Origin of the sequence: Nocardioides sp. (assembly GCF_031422975.1) — a bacterium.
Lineage (GTDB): Bacteria > Actinomycetota > Actinomycetes > Propionibacteriales > Nocardioidaceae > Nocardioides.
On record NZ_JANPEO010000663.1, the window covers coordinates 1 to 2380 of the forward strand.

3 protein-coding genes are annotated in these 2380 nt (G+C 72.3%); 1 reads left to right on the forward strand and 2 read right to left on the reverse strand.

The window, feature by feature from the left end; all coding sequences use genetic code 11:
• A partial coding sequence (locus tag RMO85_RS19595) for a hypothetical protein (protein WP_397204417.1) occupies window positions 1-269 on the forward strand: 269 nt, incomplete at its 5' end.
• Window positions 270-271: 2 nt separating this feature from the next.
• Here RMO85_RS19595 and RMO85_RS19600 read toward each other — a convergent pair.
• Both RMO85_RS19600 and RMO85_RS19605 read right to left on the reverse strand, forming a co-directional pair.
• On the reverse strand, window positions 272-1480 hold the full coding sequence (locus tag RMO85_RS19600; RefSeq protein ID WP_310530389.1) for an MFS transporter: 1209 nt from the start codon (window positions 1478-1480) through the stop codon (window positions 272-274).
• A partial coding sequence (locus RMO85_RS19605; protein WP_310530390.1) for an EamA family transporter occupies window positions 1477-2380 on the reverse strand: 904 nt, incomplete at its 5' end. The genes RMO85_RS19600 and RMO85_RS19605, both read right to left, overlap by 4 nt.

Consider the following 2380-nt stretch of genomic DNA (forward strand, 5'->3'; position numbering starts at 1 on the left):
GGACGATCTCGCTGTCCGCGGGCCAGCAGTCGGTCAGTGCCATGCAGCAGATCGACCTCACCGGGACCTACCCCAACGGCGAGGGCGCGATCTTGCAGGTGCAGCGCTTCGAGGACGGAGCCTGGCAGGACTTCCCGGTCACCATGTCGGTGAGCAACCAGACCTTCGCGACCTACGTCCAGACCAGCCAGGCGGGACAGAACACCTTCCGCGTGATCGACACCGACAAGGACCTGTTCTCCAACGAGGTCGTCGTCACCGTCGGCTGAAGTCACCCTCTGCTGGCTCGGTCCAACCGACGGGTGAAGTAGCCGACCCACACGGTCCCGGCGACTGCTGCGCCGCCCATCACCAGGGAGGCTGCGGCGAGCGGCGCAGCGGCCGCGACGGCGCTGACGAGCAGGGCACCGCCCGAGACGCCGATGTCACCGCAGAGCCGCCAGCCGCCCAGGTATTGGGCCCGGCCCTCGACGGGGGCGGTGTCGGCGCCCAGCGTCATCACGATGCCGGAGCCGAGCCCGTTGCCGACGGCCATCACCACCATCACCGCGCCGACCGTGACCGCGTTGGTCGCGAGCGGCAGGAACAGGCAGCCGATCGCGGTGGTCGCGACGACCGGTACGGCGACGACGAACCGTCCGTAGGTGTCCATCAGCCAGCCGCCGGGGAAGAAGAAGGCGATGTCGACCGCGGCAGCGGCCGCGAAGATGAGCGACGTCGTGCTCGCGGACAGTCCGACGTGTTCGGCCCACAGGGGCAGGAGCCCGCTACGCAGGGAGCGGCTGGCGGCGATGATCACGACCGCGACGCCCAGTGTGAGCAACGTGCGGCGGTGCGCCGCGAGCACGGAGACGACCGACAGGTGCGGTGCCGCGCCCCGACGCTCGGAGCCGAAGTCGGGCATGGCCCGTGCCAGCAGCGCGGAGGTCAGCGACATCGCGGCGGCCAGCCAGAAGACCCAGGTCAGCCCGCCGACGTGGATCAGGCCGGCACCGAGCAGCGGCCCGATCAGCACGCCGACGCGCATGCTGCCGCCCAGCCCGGACATGGCGCGCGCCCGCAGGGCCAGCGGGACGGCATCGATCATGAAGCCCTGGCGGGCCATCAGGAACACCGTCCACGTCATGCCGCTGACGAGAATGGCCAGCCCCAGGGCGAGGACCGAGTCGGTGAGCGCGGCGAAGGACATCGCGACGGCGTCCAGGGTGCCGACGGCGGTGAGAGCGCGGCGCTCGCCGATGCGGGCGACCATGGCGCCGGCGGGCAGCGAGGCGAACAGGCTGCCGATGCCCAGCAGGGCGACCACGAAGGCCGCGGTCGGGACGTCTGCGCCCAGCTCGAGGGCCCGCAGCGCGAGGATCGGCATGACGGCGCCGTGACCGATCGCATTGACGATCGAGGGCCCGTACGCCGCGAGCCCGATGTCGCGGAAGCGGAAGCCGGCCGGGGCCTCGCCGCGCTCGGTGTCACCGGAAGTCACCTCGACATTGTCAACGCCTGCCCGGCGGCGGGCTGCACCGGCTCCGGCGGCACGGGTGCCGGGGTCGTCGCCGGACCGCTGACGCGCTGGCCCAGCACCACGCCGCCGATCACGAGCAGCACGCCGAGCGCCTGCACGGTGCCGAACGCCTCCCGGGCGAACGCGACCCCCAGCGCCGTACCCACCACCGGGTTGACCAGGCCGATCAGCGACACGGCGCCGGCGGGCATGGCCCGCAGGCCGGTGAACCAGCAGACGTAGGCGAGCCCGGTGCCGGCGACCGCGATCCAGGCGTAGCCGAGCACGGCCGGGAGGTCGACGGCCGGCGGTGCGCCCTCGACGATGAGTGCCACGGGCAGCAGCGCCAGGCCACCGACGACGAGCTGCCAGGAGACGAGGGTCAACATGTCGACGGGAGGCGTCCAGCGCTTGATCAGCACGAAGCCGAGGGCGCTCACGACCACCGATCCGAGGGCGCCGGCGAGGCCGAGGGCGGTCACACCGTCGGGGCTCCTGAGCACGAGCAGGGTGACACCGGCGAGCCCGATGAGGGCCGCACCGATCCGCCCGAGGGCGGCGCGCTCGCCGATGACCAGCCAGGCCAGACCCATCACCGCGAGGGGCGAGCTCGCCTGGACCGTCGCGGCGAGGCCACCGGGGAGGTAGTAGGCCGCGACGAAGATCAGCGGGAAGAACATCCCGATGTTCAACAGCCCCAGCACTGTGGCCTTCCACCACCAGTCGCCGCGCGGAAGCTGGCGGCGCCAGGCGAGCAGCACGAGACCGATGGGCAGGGCGCGGACCAGGGCCGCGAACAGCGGCCGGTCCGGCGGCAGGAACTTCTCGGTGACGATGTAAGTCGTGCCCCAGGCGGCCGGGGCGACCGCGGTCAGGAGGATG